Source organism: Leisingera sp. F5, assembly GCF_001593695.1.
Genome location: NZ_LUKH01000521.1, coordinates 1 through 2,215 on the forward strand (window position 1 = coordinate 1; position 2,215 = coordinate 2,215).

The 2,215-nt window shown below is 55.6% G+C and carries 2 protein-coding genes; both read left to right on the forward strand.

What is annotated here, in order from left to right; genetic code table 11:
• The first annotated feature begins 73 nt into the window (after positions 1-73).
• Positions 74-607: a transcription termination/antitermination protein NusG gene (nusG, locus tag A2I95_RS32730; RefSeq protein WP_019298607.1), complete on the forward strand. Its 534-nt coding sequence runs from the start codon at positions 74-76 to the stop codon at positions 605-607.
• Between the two features lie 258 nt (positions 608-865).
• Positions 866-1,924 carry a DUF4274 domain-containing protein gene (locus A2I95_RS32735; protein WP_291736545.1) on the forward strand — a complete coding sequence of 353 codons (1,059 nt, stop codon included), beginning with the start codon at positions 866-868 and terminating at the stop codon, positions 1,922-1,924.
• The last annotated feature ends 291 nt before the right edge of the window (positions 1,925-2,215 follow it).

Genomic DNA, 2,215 nt, shown 5'->3' on the forward strand with positions numbered 1-2,215 from the left:
CTTCAGGGCTGCATCGGGATGATAAAGCGGCGGCGCGGCAATGGCCCGCCCGGCAAAACAAGGACGATTGTTCATGGCGAAACGGTGGTATTCGGTCAGCGTTCTTTCGAATTTCGAAAAGAAAATCGCAGAGCAGATCCGCACCTCGGTCGCAGAACAGGGCCTTGAGGACGAGATCGACGAGGTGCTGGTCCCCACCGAAGAGGTGATCGAGATCCGCCGCGGCAAGAAGGTCTCGACCGAGCGCCGGTTCATGCCGGGCTACGTGCTGGTGCACATGGAAATGTCGGACCGCGGCTATCACCTGATTTCCTCGATCAACCGGGTCACCGGCTTCCTCGGCCCGCAGGGCCGCCCGATGCCGATGCGCGACGCGGAGGTGCAGGGCATCCTGGGCCGCGTCGAGGAAGGCGTCGAGGCGCCGCGCACCCTGATCCACTTCGAGATCGGCGAGAAGGTGAAGGTGAACGACGGCCCGTTCGAGGATTTCGACGGCATGGTCGAAGAGGTCGACGAGGACAACCAGAAGCTCAAGGTCACCGTGTCGATCTTCGGCCGCGAAACCCCGGTCGAGTTGGATTTCACCCAGGTCACCAAGCAGGGGTGATTGGCGGCGGGCAGAGTGCCCGCCCTACGGAATTCGAGGCGCCGCGTTGGTTTCAGCGCGGCATTTTCTGTTGATGCAGGTGCGTGTTGAGTGAATTTGCGTCTCAATTAGCATGGGGTGAGGGAAGAGCGAAAAGGGCCTGCAGTTGATTTCCGCTGCTCCTCAAGAGCGACTAGGTCTCAACATACTTTGAACATCTTCTTGGCTGATCGAGGTTCAATAGATGACCGGTTATGGTGAAGTGTTTGGGGCAGGATTTTGCTAAAAAAAGAAACTGCGGATGTGCTCGCGGCAATTCACCCGCTGATGAGCCAAGAAGAAGTAGTTGGGATTGCCGCCGAAAGTGAGCTGAAGGCTGAAGCCGACGGGTTGCTAGTCAAGCTGAGCGTCGGCGATGCCATGGTTTGTTTAGTCTTTCAGCATAGAACTCTCGTTGCAGAGAGGGTTCATTTTTTATGCCCGCCTGAATTTGGGCTTGTAATCGACAATGTCGAAATTGGCATGGGAGGTGAAAACTTCCTAAGCAGATTTCCGGATGCAAAGCCGCTGAGTAAATTCAAAACGGTCAAGGGCTCGCTCCGCGAGATGTATTCGATTCTTGCTGAAGATAAGCGTTGGACCGAAGTTTGGATCGACGAAGGCAGGGTCACTAATGTTCTGCGAAGAGCGGATTCTGAATACGTTTACTTGTCCAAAGGCAAGGCGCTCGAAGTTGCACGCAAAGCCAGGGAATTGGAGGCTGCGAAACAGTGCTGGGCAACGCGCCAGCACGGTTGGCCGCTGGATCGAGACATGGATGCCTGTTTGCGGACTTGGGCTGCGTCGTATCGGACCTTCTATCGCGGGCCTGAAGAGTGGGGTGCCCTAGCGGAGTGGCTGATACAGAAAAGCACCTCGGATCAGCGCCACTTGTTTGCCGAGCACTATAATTGGGACCATGGATTGATCCCGCTGATGTGGATTGCCAGTCAACCCACAACCGAACTCGCCACGGTACTGGAAATGTTCTGGAAATCAGAACCGTGGTCGTATGCAAGCTCTCTTGCTGAAAACGGTTTCTTGGATTCGAGCCTTGAGCAACATTATGACTTTCTATTTGGCGTCAAGGAGCGAATTGAGGCTGGGATGTATGGCCGGCGCCAAGGTCTATTTTCCGCCTTCCGGAAGCCGATTGCGTTCAAGCTTGATCCGCGCAGCCAAATAGGTGCAAGGATCGACCAAAGCCAAGCGCACATTTTCTCTTCAGCTATGTTTTCACCTATCGAAGGGCGGAAGCTGAAGGGTGTCAGGCCTGATTGGCCAATCGACCTAAACTGACGGGGAGCGCTGGTCGCCACTGCGCAAAAAAGCAGTAGGTTTGGGTGGCGTGAGTGAGCCGCGTAAGAGTGGATGGCCTCCATCCATGATTTGGGTCGGCCCACTTGCCAACCCCACCATTCCCCTATAAACGCCGCCTATCGTCTTCGGGCGAGATTCTCTCGTGGGAGATGGACGGATCGCGATCCTGATATCCGACCACGCAACATACATCGGACGGGACGCGTCCCGCCCTTGTTGAAAGGAAAACCAAATGGCTAAGAAGCTCGTCGGCACGATGAAGCTGCAAGT